Annotated in this window: 3 protein-coding genes; all 3 read right to left on the bottom strand. The window is 66.4% G+C overall.

Features of this window, described 5'->3' with window-relative positions; all coding sequences use genetic code 11:
* On the bottom strand, positions 1 to 491 hold a 491-nt coding region (locus tag A5686_RS04325), incomplete at its 3' end, for a molybdopterin-dependent oxidoreductase (protein WP_156749933.1).
* The gene (locus A5686_RS04320; protein ID WP_067931471.1) at positions 481 to 1,083 is read right to left on the bottom strand and encodes a TetR/AcrR family transcriptional regulator; all 603 of its coding nucleotides are present in this window, start codon (positions 1,081 to 1,083) and stop codon (positions 481 to 483) included. The genes A5686_RS04320 and A5686_RS04325, both read right to left, overlap by 11 nt.
* A gap of 156 nt (positions 1,084 to 1,239) precedes the next feature.
* Positions 1,240 to 1,971, bottom strand: a 732-nt coding sequence (locus A5686_RS04315; protein ID WP_067931469.1) for a L,D-transpeptidase family protein, incomplete at its 5' end; no start/stop codon positions are given.

Below are 1,971 nucleotides of genomic sequence, written 5' to 3'. Positions count from 1 at the left end.
ACCGCGACTTCGGCGTGCTCGAATTCGCCCCTGGTATGACCACCGTAGAGCTGCCCGTCAACCCATGCCTCACCGGTTTTCTCCTGCGCCAGCGCATTCGACCGGTAGCGCGAGCCCAGCGCCTTCAAGAATGCGCCGCTGTACGCCCCGCCCAGATGGTTGCCCTGCCCACCGCCGCCGTAGTAAAAGATCTTGTCGCCGCCGTAGCTGTCGCGAATGTGCTTGAATCCCTCGGCGATCTCCACGATCGCGGTGTCCCAATCGATTTCCTCGTAACTGCCGTCCGCGCGGCGGCGCAGTGGGGAGGTCAGCCGGGCGCCGCTGTTCTGGTAGTGGTCCAGCCGCAACGCCTTGTTGCAGGTATAGCCCTGTGAGGCCGGGTGCGCCTTGTCACCGCGGATGCGGGCCAGCCGGCGGTCTTCGACTTGGACGACGATGCCGCAGTTGCACTCGCACAGGATGCACGCGCTGGATTGCCATTCACCGGTCATCGCAGCCTTCCTTTCCGGGCGCCCGATGGGCAGACGCCGCCAGCAACAGGTCACGCAACTGGCGGTGGACGACGTCCAGCGGCATCAGGTCACGCCGCACTCGCGCCAGCACGATTGCGCCCTCGAGCGAGGCGGGCACGAGGACCGCCAGTTCGCGCGCGCGCTCCGGCGAAATCCCGTCCGCAATGAGTCGCGCGGCGATCAGATCCGACCACCGGTTGAAGACCGCCGCGGCGCGCCCGATCACCATGCGTTGGGTGTCGTGCTGCTCCCCCGCTTCGACGGAGACCGCGACGATGGGGCAGCCGGCCCGGAAGTCGCTATCGAGTAGCTGCCGGCGGTACTTGTCGATCAACACGTCCAGCAGCTGCAGGCCACCGTCGGCGCCGGTGATGACGGCGGCAACATGCTCGCCCGCGTAGTCGACGGCCTCGCAGAGCAGCTGCGTGCGGCCGCCGGGGAAGTAGTGGTAGGCCGATCCGCGGGGTGCACCACTGTGCTCGAGCACATCGGAGATCGCGGTGGCGTGCGCGCCCCGTTCCCGGATCAGCAACGCGGCGGAGGCGACCATCCGCTCGCGTGGACCACGCATCGCACCTCCTCAGGCAGGTTATGTATGATGCTATATATAAGTCGTGTCGAGCGGAAGCCCCTCCTGGCGGTCGACGCGCACGTCGATCCACACGCGCACAGAACGCGAAATCGCCCGTCTCCGAGCTGGAGATGGGCGATTCGCGTTATCGAGGGACTAGTTCATCCAGTCGGCTGATCCGTCGTTCTTCTTGTACGAGCCGCCGCTGGAGTTCTTCACGACGATCGGGTCACCCGGACCGAAGTTGTCGAAGAACCACTTCGCGTTGCTGGGGCTGATGTTGATGCAGCCGTGGCTGACGTCGCGCTTGCCCTGGTCATCGACCGACCACGGCGCGCTGTGCACGTAGTCGCCGACGTTGTCGAAGCGGACCGCGTCCTCGACCGTCACCTTGTAGCCGTAGGTCGAGCTGACCGGCACCCCGTAGGTCGAGGAGTCCATCACCACCGACGCCTTCTTGTCCTGCACGTAGTAGGTGCCGTTGGGGGTCTGGTGGTTGCCGGACGTCATGCCCATCGACATCGGAAAGGTCTTCTCCACCGTGCCGTTGCGGGCGACGATCAGCTGGTGGGTGGCGTCGTCGGCGGTGGCGATCAGCGTGTCACCGGTCCGGAAGGTGGACACGGTGCCGCCGGCGTCGACCGTCACCGCGGTGTGCGCGGGCCAGAAGTTGATTGGGCGCCAGCGCAACTGGGTCGGGGTCATCCAGTAGAACTTGCCCGGCACCGGCGGGACCGACGAGACGTGCACGGCACCGATCGCCGCGTCGGCGTTCTCGACCGTCCCGGGGAAATTGATGATGATCGGCTGGCCCACACCCACGGTCGACCCGTTGGCGGGAACGATCTTGGGCGGCCCGAACGGCGCCGTGCCGGTGAATGGCGTGGC

Source organism: Mycobacterium sp. E2479 (assembly GCF_001667925.1).
Taxonomy (GTDB): domain Bacteria; phylum Actinomycetota; class Actinomycetes; order Mycobacteriales; family Mycobacteriaceae; genus Mycobacterium.
The sequence above is the reverse complement of the archived record's forward strand: the minus strand, read 5'-3'. Positions and strand labels throughout refer to the sequence as shown.